Source organism: Bradyrhizobium sp. AUGA SZCCT0431, assembly GCF_018131065.1.
Classification (GTDB): Bacteria; Pseudomonadota; Alphaproteobacteria; order Rhizobiales; family Xanthobacteraceae; genus Bradyrhizobium.
Genome location: NZ_JAFCLR010000021.1, coordinates 79,994 through 97,019 on the forward strand (window position 1 = coordinate 79,994; position 17,026 = coordinate 97,019).

The 17,026-nt window shown below is 61.8% G+C and carries 15 protein-coding genes; 10 read left to right on the top strand and 5 right to left on the bottom strand.

All coding sequences use genetic code 11. From position 1 onward, the window contains the following. Positions 1-81: 81 nt before the first annotated feature. Together JQ567_RS21415 and pqqA are read right to left on the bottom strand one after the other, a co-directional pair. On the bottom strand, positions 82-948 hold the full coding sequence (locus JQ567_RS21415; protein ID WP_212440624.1) for a hypothetical protein: 867 nt from the start codon (positions 946-948) through the stop codon (positions 82-84). 398 nt (positions 949-1,346) lie between these two features. Continuing rightward, a complete protein-coding gene (gene pqqA / locus JQ567_RS21420; protein WP_192736930.1) occupies positions 1,347-1,427 on the bottom strand; it encodes a pyrroloquinoline quinone precursor peptide PqqA in 81 nt (26 codons plus the stop codon). 350 nt (positions 1,428-1,777) lie between these two features. Between pqqA and JQ567_RS21425 the strand changes: the two genes are divergently transcribed. The 3 genes from JQ567_RS21425 to JQ567_RS21435 are packed head-to-tail and all read left to right on the top strand — an operon-like array spanning position 1,778 to position 3,791. After that, positions 1,778-2,548: a MotA/TolQ/ExbB proton channel family protein gene (locus tag JQ567_RS21425; protein ID WP_212440625.1), complete on the top strand. Its 771-nt coding sequence runs from the start codon at positions 1,778-1,780 to the stop codon at positions 2,546-2,548. After that, entirely contained in the window at positions 2,545-3,177 is a 633-nt protein-coding gene (locus JQ567_RS21430; RefSeq protein ID WP_212207746.1) for a hypothetical protein, read from the top strand. Before JQ567_RS21425 ends, JQ567_RS21430 begins: the two co-directional genes overlap by 4 nt. A gap of 2 nt (positions 3,178-3,179) precedes the next feature. Further along, entirely contained in the window at positions 3,180-3,791 is a 612-nt protein-coding gene (locus tag JQ567_RS21435; RefSeq protein WP_212440626.1) for a hypothetical protein, read from the top strand. Between the two features lie 111 nt (positions 3,792-3,902). On the opposite strand, the gene JQ567_RS21440 is transcribed toward JQ567_RS21435, so the two are convergent. Next, positions 3,903-4,247 carry a hypothetical protein gene (locus JQ567_RS21440; RefSeq protein WP_212440627.1) on the bottom strand — a complete coding sequence of 115 codons (345 nt, stop codon included), beginning with the start codon at positions 4,245-4,247 and terminating at the stop codon, positions 3,903-3,905. Positions 4,248-4,407: 160 nt separating this feature from the next. On the opposite strand from JQ567_RS21440, the gene JQ567_RS21445 reads away from it, so the two are divergent. Further along, positions 4,408-4,662 carry a hypothetical protein gene (locus tag JQ567_RS21445; RefSeq protein ID WP_212440628.1) on the top strand — a complete coding sequence of 85 codons (255 nt, stop codon included), beginning with the start codon at positions 4,408-4,410 and terminating at the stop codon, positions 4,660-4,662. Between the two features lie 8 nt (positions 4,663-4,670). Here the strand turns inward: JQ567_RS21445 and JQ567_RS21450 are convergent, their stop codons facing one another. Then, positions 4,671-5,099 (bottom strand): hypothetical protein, encoded by a 429-nt coding sequence (locus tag JQ567_RS21450; protein WP_249165592.1) that lies wholly within the window; start codon positions 5,097-5,099, stop codon positions 4,671-4,673. A gap of 138 nt (positions 5,100-5,237) precedes the next feature. Beyond that, a complete protein-coding gene (locus JQ567_RS21455; RefSeq protein WP_212440629.1) occupies positions 5,238-6,206 on the bottom strand; it encodes a helix-turn-helix domain-containing protein in 969 nt (322 codons plus the stop codon). Between the two features lie 408 nt (positions 6,207-6,614). Between JQ567_RS21455 and xoxF5 the strand changes: the two genes are divergently transcribed. The 6 genes from xoxF5 (at position 6,615) to JQ567_RS21485 (ending at position 16,458) form a co-directional block, all read left to right on the top strand. Then, positions 6,615-8,420: a lanthanide-dependent methanol dehydrogenase XoxF5 gene (xoxF5, locus tag JQ567_RS21460; protein WP_212440630.1), complete on the top strand. Its 1,806-nt coding sequence runs from the start codon at positions 6,615-6,617 to the stop codon at positions 8,418-8,420. Between the two features lie 108 nt (positions 8,421-8,528). Further along, positions 8,529-9,017 (top strand): c-type cytochrome, methanol metabolism-related, encoded by a 489-nt coding sequence (locus JQ567_RS21465; RefSeq protein ID WP_212440666.1) that lies wholly within the window; start codon positions 8,529-8,531, stop codon positions 9,015-9,017. 67 nt (positions 9,018-9,084) lie between these two features. Beyond that, complete coding sequence (locus JQ567_RS21470) at positions 9,085-10,194, top strand: S-(hydroxymethyl)glutathione dehydrogenase/class III alcohol dehydrogenase (RefSeq protein ID WP_212207741.1); 1,110 nt, start codon at positions 9,085-9,087, stop codon at positions 10,192-10,194. A 35-nt stretch (positions 10,195-10,229) separates the two neighbouring features. Continuing rightward, on the top strand, positions 10,230-10,799 hold the full coding sequence (gene gfa / locus JQ567_RS21475) for an S-(hydroxymethyl)glutathione synthase (protein ID WP_212440631.1): 570 nt from the start codon (positions 10,230-10,232) through the stop codon (positions 10,797-10,799). A 441-nt stretch (positions 10,800-11,240) separates the two neighbouring features. Then, positions 11,241-16,061 carry an NAD-glutamate dehydrogenase gene (locus JQ567_RS21480; protein WP_212440632.1) on the top strand — a complete coding sequence of 1,607 codons (4,821 nt, stop codon included), beginning with the start codon at positions 11,241-11,243 and terminating at the stop codon, positions 16,059-16,061. 76 nt (positions 16,062-16,137) lie between these two features. Beyond that, positions 16,138-16,458, top strand: a complete 321-nt coding sequence (locus JQ567_RS21485) for a hypothetical protein (protein ID WP_212440633.1) — start codon at positions 16,138-16,140, stop codon at positions 16,456-16,458. Positions 16,459-17,026: the final 568 nt, after the last annotated feature.

Below are 17,026 nucleotides of genomic sequence, written 5' to 3' on the forward strand. Positions count from 1 at the left end.
AACAGCTACGTAACAGGCAGCGAAAAGTTTCACCACACCGCGAAAACCCGGTACCCGGCGACTCGTGTTAGCCGCACAGGCTCAAAAGTTAACGCCGAATATCAGCCGCGCGTGATGGCGTTCGAAGTTGACGAGATCGAGCGCCGCGTTCGATCCGGCCGGACGTCCCCATGCCTGAACGCTCCAGGCCGCGGTCAATCGTGAGCGCGGCGACAATTGAAAATAGGCCGTGGGCCCGACAAACAGCGCCTGGCCTGCGAGTTCCTGCAACCCGATCCCTTCATATTGCCGCAGGTAGCGTGCTTCACCGCCGAGAAAGAAACCCGGACGTGTCTGCACCATCAAGGCGAGCGCAGCGCCGATGGTTGATTCCTGGTCTGCGGCTCCGGTGCCGACAACGCGCGTCCATTCCGGCTGGTAGATCAGATTGAGTGCAGCGACGGCGACGTTCGGAATTATTTCGCGATCGAACGCCAGCGTCAGTCCCGCGCCGTAGCTTCGCACCGCCGCCGCCGTAGTCTCGTCAATGCGGCTGGCGTGGCTTTCTACCGCGACGGTAAAGCCAAATGGGGCCGCGTCCCGATCGAGAAACCGGTAGCGCAGGTCCACCGACACGCCTTCCCACGACAACTGGCGCCGATCCTCCAGACCTGGAACGCCGCGGATGTAATGGGACGCAAAGTTGGTTCCCAACTCCACCCGAACATTTCTGGCAGGCACGAATTCCAATTCGAGTTCCTGGCCGATCGCGCGGTAGTTTCCGCCATTTTTGGAAAATCGTCCGGTGGTCTCGCTCTGCAGCTCGCGCTCGCCGACACTGCCGATATCCGTGCCGATCATGAAGCCGAACAGATGCTCGGTATCAATGCCCTCCGCGCAAACAGCACCCGGAAGCAGCACGGAGAGACAGACGAATACCGCCCGGCAGGTGTTCGAACGAATTGGCATCCACGAGCCACAGGAATGAAAACGACGGGAATGAACGAGGCGTCACTGCCGGCACCCTAGCATGGCGCAGATGGCGGCGGCCAAGGAATCGGAAGGCGTAATCCCTGAATTCCGGCCATGGCAGCCGGTGCCGGCGCGAGGGCGCCAATGAGGGAAAATGGAATAGCAAAGCTTCTACTGCAAGAAGCCTGACGGCTTCGAGACTTTCGACACAAGCCGATCAATGCAAAGGGAGTCGGGCGCTGCGTGATTTCGCGAGGCGATGTTCTGAAATATTGAGCCGGACTAAATCTCGAGCCGGACCAGATCTTGAACGGGACTGGATATTGAACCGGACGCCTGCCGCGGCTCGTAGCAGCAGAGTGCAGCCAGAGCCGGGCAGAACGTTTCGATGCAGTCTATTTGCGCGATGCGCAGGCGTACATGTTGATTTCCATGCCCACCGACACTTCGACGATTTTCGGAGTCTTCCAAGTCATTCGGGGTCCTCCCAACTAGTTTGGCGCGACGTTCACGCCGGAGCAGAACCTAGGGCGGCCCCGGACGCAGCGCAAGTACGGAACATCGACGGCACAACGCTGGATTGCCGCACCTAACCACCAATATTTCTCTCTCGGACAAAGTCACTTCGCTCCTAGGCAAATACGGAACACCGGATCGCCGCGCGACATCAGCGCAATAGCGCACGGGCCGTGAACGACCTTGTGCCCAACGGAAGCTTGAATCGCCATTTGACGAATTCGGTTTGCCTGCCCATGCGACATGTGGAAGGTTGGCGTTCTCTTGGGTCGAGGTTCTTGGGTCCAGGTTCTTGGGTCGAGGTGTCCGGATGCCAACGGCGAGTGGCGATCTTGATTCTTTTGGTGACCGCGGGCCTCTGTTGCGATGGCTGGTCTTCACCGGGCTGTGGATTTTTGCGTTCTTTCTGTTGTGGCGCTTCGGCCTGGTTCGGCAGATGGTCGCTGGCGATCGCACCTATCTCTCGCCGATCATCGCTCTGCTCTATGTTGCGACGTCGCTACATTGCCTGTGGCGCACGATCGTGATCGCACGCGAGGGCGATTCGGCGCGCCGCACTGGCGCATTGATCGCGTCTGGATCGGGTCGCCTTGATCTTGACGGCGACGCCGTCGTCGTCGAAGGCGCCGGCCTGCTTCCAACCGGTCTGGTCGCGGCTCACATTCGCGACCTTGCCGTCAAGGCACGCCTGCAGGGATCCCGGAAGCTCGATCAGACGCTGCTGCTGCGCGGGCTGGCCAGCCGGCTACGCGGCTCCAACCAGTTTGGCGCCTTCGCCAGTGACACGCTGATGAAGCTGGGCCTGCTCGGCACGATCATCGGCTTTATCATGATGCTGGCGCCAATTGCAGGACTCGATCCCAGCGACCGCAGCACGGTCAGGTCTTCGATGAATCTGATGAGCGACGGCATGGCGGTCGCCATGTACACGACGCTCGCCGGTCTCGTCGGTTCCATCCTCGTCAGGATCCAGTACTACATGCTCGACGACGCGACCGCGAAGCTGTTTGCGTTCGCCGTCGGGCTGACGGAAGTCCGCGTGGTTTCGATCCTGGAGAATCGACCCGAGGCGGCGGAATGATCGACGAATATGACCTCATGCCGCAGGAGGAGCCGTTCGATCCGTTCGCGGTCATGCTGTTCAAAGCGTTACAGGTCCTCGCCTTCCTGTTCTTCGTCGCATTGCTCGCCATCGCGCCCGAGGCAAAGGATGGCAAGATCGACAGCAAGGCGGAATTCCTGGTGACGATGGCCTGGCCCGACCAGCATCCGGACGACTTCGACATGTTCGTTCAGGACCCGCTTGGCAATATGGTCTGGTATCGGCGGCGCGAGGCTGGATTCATGCTGCTCGACCGCGACGATCGTGGTGGCGCCAACGATTTCATTCTGGTCAACGGCCGCAAGGTCCTGTCGCCGATCCGCCAGGAGACGGTTAGCATCCGCGGCATCGTCGCCGGCGAATACACCGTGAACATCTATCATTTTATCGCGATGGGCCGCGAACCCGTGCCGGTCTCGGTGAAGGTCGAGAAGCTCAATCCGACGGTTCAGGTCGTCCACTACGACAAGATGATGATGCAAAGCGCGGGCACCGAACGCACCGCCGTCCGCTTTTCGATCGACGCCAGCGGCGGCATCGTCGACGTCAACCATCACGAGAAGTCGCTGCTGCAGACGCTGCGCAACCGGCTCAGCAAGAGTGGCTGACCATGGAACTGCAGAAGGAAATCCTGGGTCTATCGATTGCCTACGCGCTGCTGGCGGCGTTGTTGCTGGTCATTGTGCTGCGCGCCCGCGTATCCTGGCAGCTCAAGGCAGCGGCCGTGCTTGTCACCAGCGTCTACTACTGCGTGGCGTTTTTCCGCATCGAAGGTCTGGCCGGCTGGTCGGCGCCCGCACCGTTGCCGTCGCAGTTCCAATTGTTGTGGGCGCGGGTCGTCGAGCCGAACCCGCTCGATCGCGATCCCGGCGCGGTGCATATCTGGGTCGAGGAACTCGATGCCGCCAATCTCCCGAGCGGTCAGCCGCGGGCCCATCGCCTGCCCTATTCCGCGGCACTCGCGCATAAGGTGACCGCCGCGCGCGACGAGATCATGAAAGGCCATCCGCAGGGCGGACGCGCGGCCGATTACGGATCCGGCAATGGACAAGCCGCGCCTGAAGGTCCCGCGGATGTCTCGACGCTGCGCCCGACGGCTGCGCCGGGGGGCGATCCGATGAGCGGCGGTCCGCTCGATCTATCGTTCCTGACCGGTGAAGCCGGCAATATCGAATTCGCGCCGCTGCCCGCTCCGATTCTTCCGCCCAAGGACGGGCCCTGAAGCTGATCGATGCGGCGGCGTGCCGGTCAATGAGCACGCCGAACACCTCGGTTCTGTCGCGGCTAGCCGCAGCCGATCACGATCGGCGGTCCCGGACCAATCACAGCTGGCCTAATCGCAGGCCTTTTCGGCCATTTGCTGATCAGACTTGTGCTGATCAGACTTGGCGCCTTGGGCCTGCTGCGCCGCCGTCGGCTGACCTTGCATCTGCTTTTGCGTATCCTGCGAAGACGCTGCAACATCGCTCGCTGCACGATTCATCGTGCTGGTTGGCGCGTGTTCCTTGGCATCGGAAGCCATGCCGGTGGTCTGGCCAGTGCCAACCGATGCGGGTCCGGAACCCGCGTCCTTCAGATTTGCGGCGCGACCGGTGGTGTCGCAGGGGGCGGCCATTGCGCTGCCGATGCTCAAAACAGCGATCGAGCAAGCCGCGAGAACGAGTCGTTTCGTGTTCATCTGATCCTCCTTGGACCTGCCGTGCGCCCCAGCACGTCAGGACGGAGGAGCAACCGGTTCGGCGGCCACGGGTTCCGGGTGGCGGGTCGAATCTCGCTGTTGTTTAATCGGGCGCACCTCATGTTTCCGATCAGTGCCTACAATTTGCGAGGCTAATCACATGCGACCATTGATCTGCGGAACGCTCGGGACCTTCCTCGCGATTTGCCTTGTGGTACCGGTCGACGCCCAGGACAACTCGCGACTCGGGCAGCCGACACCGGGCTCCGCAAACCCGCCTGCAACACTGACCGGCAAGGAGCGGCTCGGCAGGAAATGGATGGATGAGCAGCGGATCGACAATTGCAATGTGCCGATCGACAAGCGTGGATCCCAGAAGCGGCCAAGCATCTGCCCGCATGTTCCGATGGGCTGATCAAGCGCTCATACGCCGCCGGGCTGGACGTAACAGAACACATGACCGTTGCGGTTCATGAAAACGACGCCGTGACCCGTGGGATTCGATTGATCCCATTTGAGCTTGTAGTGCGGGATTTCGATTTCCGTTCCGTTCTTGACGTGGGGCCGGCCGAGCGGTTCATCCGGCCGGTCATCGGTGATGCGCACGTAGGTCTTGCCGTCCCGGACGTGGATTTCATCGGCCCAGTAGGCGTCAGCCTCGCCGCAGCATGATGCGCTGGGAGCGTCGGGCTGCATCAGCGATTGGTACCACTGCCGGATCGCAGGATCCGCGTTTTCCCATTGACCAATGTCGCGCGCGCCGAGCCCTGTAAGGGAACAACCGAAAATTCCCAGAAAAAGGATGATTCGCTTCATCCGTCCCGCTCCTGTGTTCTCCGGCGGGATGATCAAAGCAATGTTTGTGCCGCCAAAAGCCCGTAAGGAACCGGGCTAGGCAAGGCTCCCATTGGGCGACGAGCCGCTGCGCCATCGGAGCTTCGATCTACCGATCGGGTTCAGATCAGGGCACGCTGTTGCGAGTTGAGGAACTCAGGAAGCGTCTGGAGCCGGGCTGTTGTGCTGCGCCTTCTGGATCGAAGACGGAACAATGCCGAAATACCTGCGGAAGACCCGGCTGAAATGGGACGAACTCGAAAAGCCCCATGAGAATGCAACATCCGTGACGGTCTTGCCGCCGTGTGTCTCCAGTTCGTGGCGGCAATTCTGCAACCGTGCCTGCCAGATATAGTCGCTGACGGTCATGCCCCGGTCGCTGAACAGCATGTGCAGATAACGCTTGGTGCAGCCCAGTGCCGCGGAAATCTGATCGATGCACAGATCAGGATCGCGCAGATGTTCGCGGATGAAGGCCTGAGCGCGAATATACATCGCCTCGGGGCCACCGCGATCGAAACTCGCGTCCGCCTCGCGCAGCGGCAACAGCAACAGATCGATCAGCGAATCGGCGACGACGACCGCGTTGTTCGGCGACAGTCTCGCAGCCTGGTCAAATGCGGCATGAACGAAGTCAAAGGCAATCCGGCCGGTGCCTGTGCGCGCCGAGAGCTTGCACGCCGACATCCGCGCCGTATGGAAGCCGCGCTCCTGCAGCAGCGCCTTCGGCACGATGACGACTTCGTGCCGCGTCAGCGCCGGACTGACGATCGTATGCGGACAGGATACATCGTAGGCAAGGCAATCGCCGGGCATCAGCTCGATGCGCCGGCCCTCCTGCTCGAAATAGGAAACGCCGTGCGTCTGAAACAATATCTTGACGTAGGGATGCTCGCTGGCTTTTGAACGGGACACGGTGTGGGCGATGCGATGCTGGCTGACCTCGATCTGACAGAGCTTCAGCTTTGAGACCGTCGTGTAGTTGACACGCGCCTCGAGCGACGAAGCCTTCAACGGATCTATGTCAAATTGGCCACAAAGATCCGTCAGTGCATCCGACCAGCACTGGATCTGCTTCTTCGGCGACAATCCCGAAGTGGTAAGCGAGTGGAGCGTATCAACCATTTCCAGCCACCGATTCGAGAAACGTAACTGTTGTCGCGGGAGACTCGGTCACGGTGAAGTTAGATTTACCTCAATTTGAACGGTCGTTGTTGCCTAAGCAACGTATGTCCCGGCATCCACTTGACAATCCTCCGACTTAGTTTCTGCGCCGTCAAGGGGAAGGTTCACCTCGATCGTGCGACATCCGTCGTAGTGCGCCGCACAGCGGCGGTCCAAACCACTGCCTTATGTGTGGCAACGCCCAAGCAATTCGGCAGGAAAACAGAAATCTCGCCGAGGTTCGCTTTGGAGCAAATGCCCTTCGCTCTTGGGCAAGTTTCCTATTCCCGAACGGGATAAAGATACGGGACAAAATCGAAAAAATGGGCCGCCTCGGCGGTACCTGGGCTTCATCAGTGGGAGGACGCAATGCGCAGACTGCTATTTGCAACTTGTCTTGGTTCCATGGCGGCGTTCGCCGTGGGCAGCGCCGTAGCCAACGAGGAATTGATCAAAATGTCGCAGAACCCGAAGGATTGGGTGATGCCGGCAGGCGACTACGCCAATACGCGCTACTCGAAGCTCAACCAGATCACGGCGGCCAATGTCGGCAAACTCCAGGTCGCCTGGACGTTCTCGACCGGCGTGTTGCGCGGCCACGAAGGCGGACCGCTCATCATCGGCAACATGATGTACGTCCATACGCCGTTCCCAAACAAGGTCTATGCTCTTGACCTATCCAAGGACCAACAGATCGTCTGGAAGTACGAGCCGAAGCAGGATCCGAACGTCATTCCGGTGATGTGCTGCGACACCGTAAACCGTGGCGTGGCCTACGGCGACGGCAAGATCTTCCTGCACCAGGCCGACACCACGCTGGTCGCTCTCGACGCCAAGACCGGCAAACTTGAGTGGTCGGTGAAGAACGGCGATCCCGGCAAGGGCGCAACCGGCACTTCCGCACCCCTCGTCATCAAGGACAAGGTCCTGGTTGGCATCTCCGGCGGCGAGTTCGGCGTGCAGTGTCACGTCACCGCCTACGATCTCAAGTCAGGCAAGCAAGTGTGGCGGGCCTTCTCCGAAGGGCCGGACGATCAGCTTTTGGTCGACCCCGACAAGACGACCGATCTCGGCAAGCCGATCGGCAAGGACTCGAGCATCAAGACCTGGCAAGGCGATCAATGGAAGATCGGCGGCGGCTGCACATGGGGCTGGCTGTCCTATGACCCCGCGCTCAACATGGTCTACTACGGCTCGGGAAATCCCTCGACCTGGAATCCGAAGCAGCGCCCGGGCGACAACAAGTGGTCGATGACCATCTTTGCACGCAATGCCGACACCGGGATGGCCCGCTGGGTCTACCAGATGACGCCCCATGATGAATGGGACTATGACGGCGTCAATGAAATGATCCTGAGCGATCAGCAGTTCAATGGCGCGGAGCGCAAGCTTCTCACCCATTTCGACCGGAACGGGCTCGCCTATACGCTCGACCGTGTCAACGGTGAGTTGCTGGTGGCCGAGAAGTACGACCCGAAGGTCAACTGGACCACCGGCGTCGACATGAACAAGAGCTCGCCGACCTACGGCCGTCCCAAGGTCGTCAGTCAATATTCGACAGAACAGACCGGCGAGGACAAGAATACCAAGGGCATCTGCCCGGCCGCGCTCGGTACCAAGGACGAGCAGCCGGCAGCCTACTCACCGGACACCCAGCTGTTCTATGTTCCGACCAACCACGTCTGCATGGACTATGAGCCGTTCAAGGTGAGCTACACCGCAGGCCAGCCCTATGTCGGGGCGACGCTCTCGATGTACCCGCCTGCCGGCGAATCCCACATGGGCAACTTCATTGCCTGGGACAACAAGACCGGCAAGATCGTGTGGTCGAACAAGGAGCAGTTCTCGGTGTGGTCCGGTGCGCTCGCCACCGCCGGCGGCGTGGTGTTCTACGGAACGCTCGAAGGTTACCTCAAGGCGGTCGATGCCAAGACGGGCAAGGAACTCTACAAGTTCAGGACCCCGTCCGGCATCATCGGCAACGTCACGACCTATGAGCAGGGCGGCCGGCAGTATGTCGCAGTGCTGTCCGGCGTCGGTGGCTGGGCGGGCATCGGCCTTGCGGCCGGTCTGACCGATCCGACCGCTGGTCTCGGCGCGGTCGGCGGCTACGCCGCGCTGAGCAACTACACGGCGCTCGGCGGATCACTGACCGTATTCGCCCTGCCGCAGTGAGCTGAACCATCTACGTTCCGGCGCATGGACTGGCTCCATGCGCCGGAGCACTTCCCAACGAATCCCGAGGACAAGCTCTTGCGTACAATTTGGTTTGCGGGCGCCGCGATGATCTCCGTGGTATCTGGCGGAATTACCCTCGCTGCAGACGCGGTCGATCCGACTGCCGTCAAGTCCGAGGACGGAAAGTACTTCGACAAGGAAGGCACCCCGACCTTCAAGGTCGCCCCTGACGGCACGGTGGATTGGTACACCTACTCCGGATACCGCCGCTATCACTCGGAATGCCATGTCTGCCATGGCCCCGACGGGATGGGATCGACCTACGCCCCTGCCCTCACGGATTCGGTCAAGACCATGAGCTACGGAGACTTCGTCGGCGTTGTCGCGAGCGGCCGCAAGAACGTAAGTTCGTCGCAGGAGAACGTGATGCCGGCGCTCGGCGATAATCCGAACGTCGCCTGCTACATGGACGACCTCTACATCTATCTGCGCGCCCGCGCCAATGACGCGGTCGGGCGCGTGCGTCCTGCCAAGAAGGAAGACAAGCCTGACGCCTACACCGAGGCGGAGAATTCCTGCATGGGCAGGAAATGATCATCCGGAGTGAGCGCGGGGGACAGATGTCCTTGCAGCGCCCTCAAGACGAAAAGTGGAGTCTGGAATGAAGACGCGCGCTGCTGTCGCTTTCGAAGCAAAAAAGCCGCTCGAAATCGTCGAGGTCGATCTCGACGGGCCGAAGGCCGGTGAGGTCCTTGTCGAGATAAAGGCGACCGGGATTTGCCACACCGACGCCTATACGCTTGACGGTTTCGACAGCGAAGGAATCTTTCCCTCGATCCTCGGCCATGAGGGCGCCGGCATCGTTCGCGAGGTCGGCGCGGGCGTCACGTCACTGAAGCCGGGTGACCATGTGATCCCGCTTTACACACCCGAATGCCGCCAGTGCAAAAGCTGTCTGAGCGGCAAGACCAACCTCTGCACCTCGATACGCGCCACGCAGGGCAAGGGCGTGATGCCCGACGGCACGTCGCGGTTCAGCTACAAGGGCAAGCCCGTCTTCCACTACATGGGCTGCTCGACGTTTTCGAACTTTACCGTGCTGCCGGAAATTGCGCTGGCGAAGATCCGCGAAGACGCCCCGTTCGACAAGAGTTGCTACATCGGCTGCGGCGTGACGACCGGGGTCGGCGCGGTGGTCAACACCGCCAAGGTCACGCCGGGCGCCAATGTGGTGGTGTTCGGACTTGGCGGAATCGGGCTCAACGTGATTCAGGGCGCCAAAATGGTTGGCGCCGACAAGATCATCGGGGTCGACATCAACGACAGCAAGGAAGCATGGGGCCGCCGCTTCGGCATGACCCATTTCGTCAACCCGACCAAGGTCGGCGGCGACATCGTTGCGCATTTGGTCACGCTCACCGACGGCGGCGCCGACTACACCTTCGACTGCACCGGCAATACCACCGTGATGCGCCAGGCGCTCGAGGCGTGCCATCGCGGCTGGGGCGTCTCGGTGGTGATCGGGGTAGCTGAATCCGGCAAGGAAATCGCGACCCGGCCGTTCCAGCTGGTGACCGGCCGGGTGTGGAAAGGCACTGCGTTCGGCGGCGCGCGCGGCCGTACCGATGTCCCGAAGATCGTTGACTGGTACATGAACGGAAAGATCGAGATCGACCCGATGATCACCCACGTTCTCACGCTGGAGGAGATCAACAAGGGCTTCGATCTGATGCACGAAGGCAAGTCGATCCGTTCGGTCGTCGTTTTCTAAAGCCAAAGAACGTCAAACATAAGGAGGATAGGCCCATGACTGTTCACATCCACCCATCGGTCGACAACGGCGTCAAGAAGGGGTCGGGCAGCTTTGCCGGCGGCACCCTTGTCTGCAAATGCGCGGACAAGGCGGTCAAGGTCGGCATCAAGGGTGATGTCGCCCACAACCACGCCTGCGGCTGCACCAAATGCTGGAAGCCGGCAGGGGCAACCTTCTCGGTGGTGGCGGTCGTGCCACGCGAAAATGTGTCGGTGCTGGAAAACGGCGACAAGCTGCAAATTGTCGATGCGTCGGCGGCGATCCAACGCCACGCCTGCAAGGCCTGCGGCACGCACATGTACGGCCGGATCGAGAACAAGGGACATCCCTTCTACGGCCTCGACTTCATCCACCCCGAACTATTCCAGGAAGCCGGTTCGGCGGCACCAGGGTTTGCTGCGTTTGTATCGTCCGTGATCGAAGCCGGCGTCGCTCCATCTGACATGGCGGGGATCAGATCCCGCCTCACGGAGCTCGGGCTCGAGCCCTATGATTGCCTGTCTCCGCCGCTGATGGATGCGATCGCTACCCACGTGGCGAAATCGAAACCCAAAGCGGCCTGACCTCACAATCGTCTGCGACCGCCGGCGAGCTTACTGCCGCCGGCGGCGCCACGAACGCCCTTGCAATTCGGCCTCGCCGAAGATCGTGGTTTGGCGTAGTAAATCCCAGGCTTTTGGTAGCGGGGGAGCGCTACAACCCCTGCTGCATGAATTCCTCGTTCGTAAGCTGTACCAGCGAGGCTGCGCGAATGCGCCGTGGCGGGTGACCTTTCCCGACCTCCGATAACCTACCTGCCAGCAAGTCAAGCCCCCTCGAAGTCGGCTGAAACGCATACTGAAGATGCATTTCTCGAGATTTGATGGCATAATCATCAAGGGCTGCTGAGGCTCCGAGACCGAGGATTGCGCGTATGTGATCAATCCCGGCCAAAGCGATGCGCTCAAAGAGATGCACTCCAGAATCAAGCGAACGATCGCGGCTGCGGTCAGACGGCGAGAGAAATGGAGGACCTTATGGCGTCGTGGCGTGACGACAAGGCCCGGGCGACCCTGATCCACGAAGCCGCGGGTAACGTGCAGCCGGGCAAGGCGCCCCGATCCTTTGCCGAGCATCTGTTCGGCCATACCAATCTCGAGGACCTCGCCAACTACGATGCGGCCTCCCTGGCCTTCCTGGCGGAACAGGCCTGGGAGCATGTGCAGCAACGCACGACGGGCCATGCCGACATCCGTGTCGTCAATCCGATGATGCCCGACGGGCGCGAGATTTCCGTGCTCGAAGTTCTCAACGACAACATGCCCTTCCTGTTCGATTCCACCATGGCGGAGCTCGCCGAGCGGGGCATCGAGGTCACGCTGGTCGCCCACCCGATCATCGCCGTGGAGCGCAACGAGCAAGGCAAGCTGGTGCATTTCTACGGCGAAGCGCTGCCGGAGGGAGCAAAGGGCGAACGCGAAAGCCTGATTCATTTCCACATCGCGCGCCTGGACGCCGATGCCGACCGCCAGAAGCTGATCGAGGGCCTGACCAGAACGCTTAACGACGTGCGCGCCTGCGTCGCCGACTGGCGGGCCATGCGCGCCCGGGTCGAGCAGGCGATCATGACCTTCCGCTCCAATCCGCCGCCGCTGCCGATCGACGAGGTCGCCGAAGCCAACCAGTTCCTGCAATGGCTGTGCGCCGACAATTTCACCTTCCTGGGCTTGCGCGAATATCGATTCTCGCCCGACGCCGATGCGCCGGACGACATCAGCACGGGCGAAGGCCTCGGCATCCTGCGTGATCCCGATGTGAAGGTTCTTCGCCGCGGCGCCGAAATGGTGGTCATGACGCCGGAAATCCGCGAATTCATGCGCGAGCCGACCGTCCTGATGGTGGTCAAGGCCAATGTGAACAGCCGTGTTCATCGGCGCGTCCGCATGGACTATGTCGGCATCAAACTCTATGCGCCCGACGGGCGGCTCGAGGGCGAGTTGCGCCTCGTCGGCCTGTTCACGTCGGGTGCCTATACCCGCTCGGCGCGGCAGATCCCTTATGTCCGCCACAAGGTCGAACAGGTGTTGCAGCGCGCCGGCTTCGACCCAGCCAGTCATTCAGGCAAGGCGGTCCTGCATATCCTCGAAGACTATCCGCGCGACGAGCTCTTCCAGCTCGATGCCAGTACACTCTACAATTTCGTCATGGAAGTCCTGACGCTCTATGAGCGTCCCCGCGTGCGGGCGCTGACACGGGCCGACAAGTTCGACCGTTTCGTCTCCATCCTCGTCTTCATTCCGCGCGAGAAGTATGACACCGATGTGCGCACGCGCGTCGGGGACTTCCTGGCGCAGGTCTACAAGGGGCGCTTGGCGGCCTCGTACGCTTCCTTCCCCGAGGGATCGCTTGCGCGCGTCCACTACATCATCGGGCGCTATGAGGGCAAAACGCCTGTTGTCGAGCGTGCGACGCTGGAAGCCGAGATCAGCGCCATCGCCGCGACCTGGGGCGACAAGCTGAAGGCGGCGCTCGCCGCCTCCACCGACGGCATGCGAGCGCGCATGCTCGCCAACCGTTACGCCCAGGCCTTCACTGGCGGCTACATCGAGGCCTTCGGCACCTCGCAGGCGATTGCCGATATCGCCACCATCGAAAAGCTCACCCCGGCGCGGCCGGTGGCGATTTCGGCCCACCGCATCGAGGGCGAGGACGATCCAACGCGCTTCGGTCTCAAGGTCTTCTCGCTTGGCGCGCCCCTGTCGCTGTCGTACCGGGTGCCGGTGATCGAACACCACGGCCTGCGCGTCGTCAACGAGCGCACCTATCAGATCGTGGCGCCGGCGCCGGTATGGCTGCACGACATGACGATCGAGGCCAACGACGGCAAGCCGGTCGTGATCAGCTCGGAATTCGGCCATCGCCTGGAAGCCTCGATCATGGCGGTGGTCGGCGATCGGGCCGAATCCGACGGATACAACGCCCTCATCCTGCGTACGGCCCTGAGCTGGCGCGAGGTTTCGACCATCCGCGCGCTCTCCCGCTACCTACACCAGATCCGCGCTCCGTTCAGCCAGGACTACATGTGGGAGACCTTGCGCAAGAACACCGCGATCACCGCCAGCATGGTCGCGCTGTTCCAGGCCCGCCTCGATCCGCGCCTCGCCGCTACCGACGCCGAACGCTCGGCACGTGAGGCGACCCTCCTCACCGAGATCGAGGAGCAGCTCAAATCCGTCGCTTCGCTCGACGAAGACCGCATCCTGCGCCGCTTCACCAATCTGGTGCAGGCAACCATCCGCACCAATCTGTGGCAGATCGGCCAGGACGGACATCCGCGCCCGGTGATCTCGTTCAAGTTCGACGCGCGCAAGATCGACGACCTGCCGGCCCCGCGGCCGCTCTACGAGATCTTCGTCTATTCGCCGCGTGTCGAAGGTATTCATCTGCGCTTCGGCAAGGTCGCACGCGGCGGGTTGCGCTGGTCTGACCGGCCGCAAGATTTCCGCACTGAAATCCTCGGCCTGGTCAAGGCCCAGCAGGTCAAGAACGCCGTGATCGTGCCAGTCGGCGCCAAGGGCGGCTTCGTGCCAAAACGCCTGCCGCCGCCCTCCAATCGCGACGCCTTCATGGCTGAAGGCACCGAAGCCTATCGCATCTTCGTTCGCTCCATGCTCGAACTCACCGACAATTTCGACGGCGACGTCATCGTGTCGCCTGACTCCACCGTGCGGCACGACGACGACGACCCCTACCTCGTCGTCGCCGCCGACAAGGGCACCGCCACCTTTTCCGACATCGCCAACGCGATCTCGATCGAGAACAACCATTGGCTCGGCGATGCCTTCGCCTCCGGCGGCAGCCAGGGCTATGACCACAAGAAGATGGGGATCACGGCGCGCGGCGCCTGGGAGGCGGTGAAGCGCCACTTCCGCGAGATCGGCACCGACATTCAGACCATGCCGTTCACCGTCGCCGGCGTGGGCGACATGTCCGGCGATGTGTTCGGCAATGGCATGCTGCTCTCGCCGGCGACCAGGCTGGTCGCGGCTTTCGATCATCGCGACATCTTCATCGATCCCTCGCCCGACCCGGCCGTCAGCCACGCCGAACGCCTGCGCATGTTCAACCTGCCGCGGTCGAGCTGGCAGGATTACAACAAGGGGCTGATCTCGCAAGGCGGCGGCGTGTTCTCGCGCTCTCTCAAGGCCATTGCGCTCGCCCCGGAAGTGCGCACCCTGCTTGATCTCGACAAGCCGCAAGCCACGCCGTTCGAGGTGATGACGGCGATCCTGAGAGCGCGCGTCGACCTGCTCTGGTTTGGCGGCATCGGCAGCTATATCCGCGCGTCGGGGGAAAGCGACGATCAGGTCGGCGATCGCGCCAACGATCCGATCCGCGTCACCGGCGCCGATATCCGCGCCCGGGTGATCGGCGAGGGCGCCAACCTTGGCGTGACCCAGCGCGGCCGCATCGAAGCCGCGCAGAAAGGCGTCAAGCTCAACACGGACGCGATCGACAATTCGGCCGGCGTGAACACCTCCGACGTCGAGGTCAATATCAAGATCGCGCTGGCGCGCCCCGAGCGCGAGGGACACCTCAGTGCGGCTGACCGCAACAGCCTGCTGGCCGCGATGACCGACGAGGTCGGCGCCCTGGTGCTACGCAACAATTATCTGCAGACGCTGGCGCTTTCTCTGGCCGAACGCAAGGGCTTGGCAGAGACCGGCTTCCTCACGCGCCTGATGCAGGCGCTCGAGCAGCGCGGCCTTCTCAGCCGCGCTGTTGAATTCCTGCCCGACGACGCGGCGATCGCCGAACGCGCCCGGCGCGGCCAATCCTTGACTCGGCCGGAACTTGCCGTGCTGCTCGCTTACGCCAAGCTGACGCTTTACGATGATCTGCTCGCCGCCAGCGTGCCTGACGATCCGTATCTTGCCCGCGAATTGTCTCAGTATTTCCCGCGCGAGGTTGAGGACAAATTCCCCGCTGCAGTGGAACAGCATCGCCTTCGGCGGGAGATTATCGCCACCAATCTCGCCAATGCCGTCATCAATCGCGGCGGCCCGGCGTGTGTCGTGCGCCTGATCGACGAGACGGACGCCGAGGTGTCGACCATTGTCATGGCCTTCGTGGCGGTGGATGAATCCTACGGTCTGAAGCGGCTGAACGACGCGATCGATGGGCTCGACACCCGCATCGACGGGCAATTGCAACTTACCCTCTACGCGGCGATTCAAGATCTCCTGCTCTCCCGTATGGTCTGGTATGTGCGCAACGTCGATTTCAAGGCCGGTCTGGGAACGGTCATCGCGCGCTTCGGCCCGAGCATCCGCGAGATCGTTGCTGGACTCGACAAGACCCTTCCGGAGGACTTGCAGGCCGGACGCAGCAAGCGACGGCAGGACCTGATCGATGCCGGCGTCCCAGCCGACGTCGCAGGCGAGTTCGCCGATCTCGACGCCTTGGTCTCGGCACCGGATATCGTGACTATAGCAGAGCGCACCAGCCGGACCATCGGCGACGCCGCCGCTACCTTCTTCGCTGCCGAGGCTAATTTCCGTCTCGATCGCCTTATCGCTGCGGCACGCAGCGTCCCGGCCAACGATAATTACGAACGTCTCGCCATTGATCGCGCCATTGACCAGATCGCAACCGCCGAAAGAAGACTGGCTGCGGACATGCTGGCAACCGGCCAATGCGGCCCGGAGGCCGCCGCGAACTGGCTGGCGGCTCATCCTGAAGCGACGCGCATCCGCCGCTCGGTCGAGGAGATCGTGGCCAGCGGCCTGACGCTCGCGAAGCTGACGGTGGCGGCGAACTTGCTCGGGGATATGGTGAAGGGCTGAGGGCGCGGCAGCGATGTGAAACTCTGAAGCGCAACGCGAGTTGCGCAGGTTGTTCGCCGGCGAACGGAGGAATCCAATGATCCACGCTACTTGCCATACCGCCGATAATGTTCGCTGCATCGAGTTCGATGCCACACCCTGGTTCAGCGAGGCTGCCGCTCCGCGCATTATCGATTTGGCCCAACGAGGATGGGCCAGCACTGCAATTGCAGATTCCCTCGAGCGCCGACGAGGATACGAACGCTTGCACGACCTCGTTGAGTATGCGGCGAAGCGGCTGCAATCGGAATCCCTGGAGGACCCAACCTGGGAAACCTTCGAGTGCGTCGTTGATGGACCCGAGGCCGTGGCCTGGCTCGAGAAGAACCGGCCCGACGTTGTGGCAAGGATCCGGTAAGCCACGGGAAGGCAGCAGTTGCGATGATTGATTGACGGGCGCGCCCCTTCGCAGCCGAAAGGCCGACGCGGTACTCGCTTCCAACTAAAATATCGAAAACAACCCCATGCAAAGTAACAGGCGGGTCGCTCGCATGGGTGCTTTACCCACGAAAACATTTTGACACGTCGGGCAAATCAGGGGCACAACTTCGTCATCGCGCTCTTTGCAAGACCGCCTATGGCGCTGCCCATCGGGCTCGCGGCGCGATTACAGACCCAAAATTCCCTGAATATGGAGCGGCTTCGAAGCCTGGAAGCCTATCTTCGCCAGCTTGATAAGTGGGATCGTTGGCGTTCAAAATAGGAACATTGGGTGTCCCACCAAAACCGAGAGTGGGACTATGAGCCCCGAAAACCCAAACAAAAACAAGACGGGTCAGCCCGGCCTGGCGCTCGCCAAGCTGACGGTGGCGGCGAACTTGCTCGGGGATATGATGAAGGGCTGAGTAGGCGCGCTCACAAGCGATTCGGGATATGAGCACTCGTAGATCGTCGATGCGTGTGGGAAACCGGGTTTCGCCAGCAGA

Excerpts from the sequence above, each read along its gene's own strand:
- JQ567_RS21440 (WP_212440627.1), bottom strand. The coding sequence starts at position 4,247 with ATGAACACGAAACGACTCGTTCTCGCGGCTTGCTCGATCGCTGTTTTG.
- xoxF5 (WP_212440630.1), top strand. The coding sequence starts at position 6,615 with ATGCGCAGACTGCTATTTGCAACTTGTCTTGGTTCCATGGCGGCGTTC.
- JQ567_RS21430 (WP_212207746.1), top strand. The coding sequence starts at position 2,545 with ATGATCGACGAATATGACCTCATGCCGCAGGAGGAGCCGTTCGATCCG.
- JQ567_RS21415 (WP_212440624.1), bottom strand. The coding sequence starts at position 948 with ATGCCAATTCGTTCGAACACCTGCCGGGCGGTATTCGTCTGTCTCTCC.
- pqqA (WP_192736930.1), bottom strand. The coding sequence starts at position 1,427 with ATGACTTGGAAGACTCCGAAAATCGTCGAAGTGTCGGTGGGCATGGAA.
- JQ567_RS21465 (WP_212440666.1), top strand. The coding sequence starts at position 8,529 with ATGATCTCCGTGGTATCTGGCGGAATTACCCTCGCTGCAGACGCGGTC.
- JQ567_RS21480 (WP_212440632.1), top strand. The coding sequence starts at position 11,241 with ATGGAGGACCTTATGGCGTCGTGGCGTGACGACAAGGCCCGGGCGACC.
- gfa (WP_212440631.1), top strand. The coding sequence starts at position 10,230 with ATGACTGTTCACATCCACCCATCGGTCGACAACGGCGTCAAGAAGGGG.
- JQ567_RS21485 (WP_212440633.1), top strand. The coding sequence starts at position 16,138 with ATGATCCACGCTACTTGCCATACCGCCGATAATGTTCGCTGCATCGAG.
- JQ567_RS21470 (WP_212207741.1), top strand. The coding sequence starts at position 9,085 with ATGAAGACGCGCGCTGCTGTCGCTTTCGAAGCAAAAAAGCCGCTCGAA.
- JQ567_RS21455 (WP_212440629.1), bottom strand. The coding sequence starts at position 6,206 with ATGGTTGATACGCTCCACTCGCTTACCACTTCGGGATTGTCGCCGAAG.
- JQ567_RS21445 (WP_212440628.1), top strand. The coding sequence starts at position 4,408 with ATGCGACCATTGATCTGCGGAACGCTCGGGACCTTCCTCGCGATTTGC.
- JQ567_RS21425 (WP_212440625.1), top strand. The coding sequence starts at position 1,778 with ATGCCAACGGCGAGTGGCGATCTTGATTCTTTTGGTGACCGCGGGCCT.
- JQ567_RS21435 (WP_212440626.1), top strand. The coding sequence starts at position 3,180 with ATGGAACTGCAGAAGGAAATCCTGGGTCTATCGATTGCCTACGCGCTG.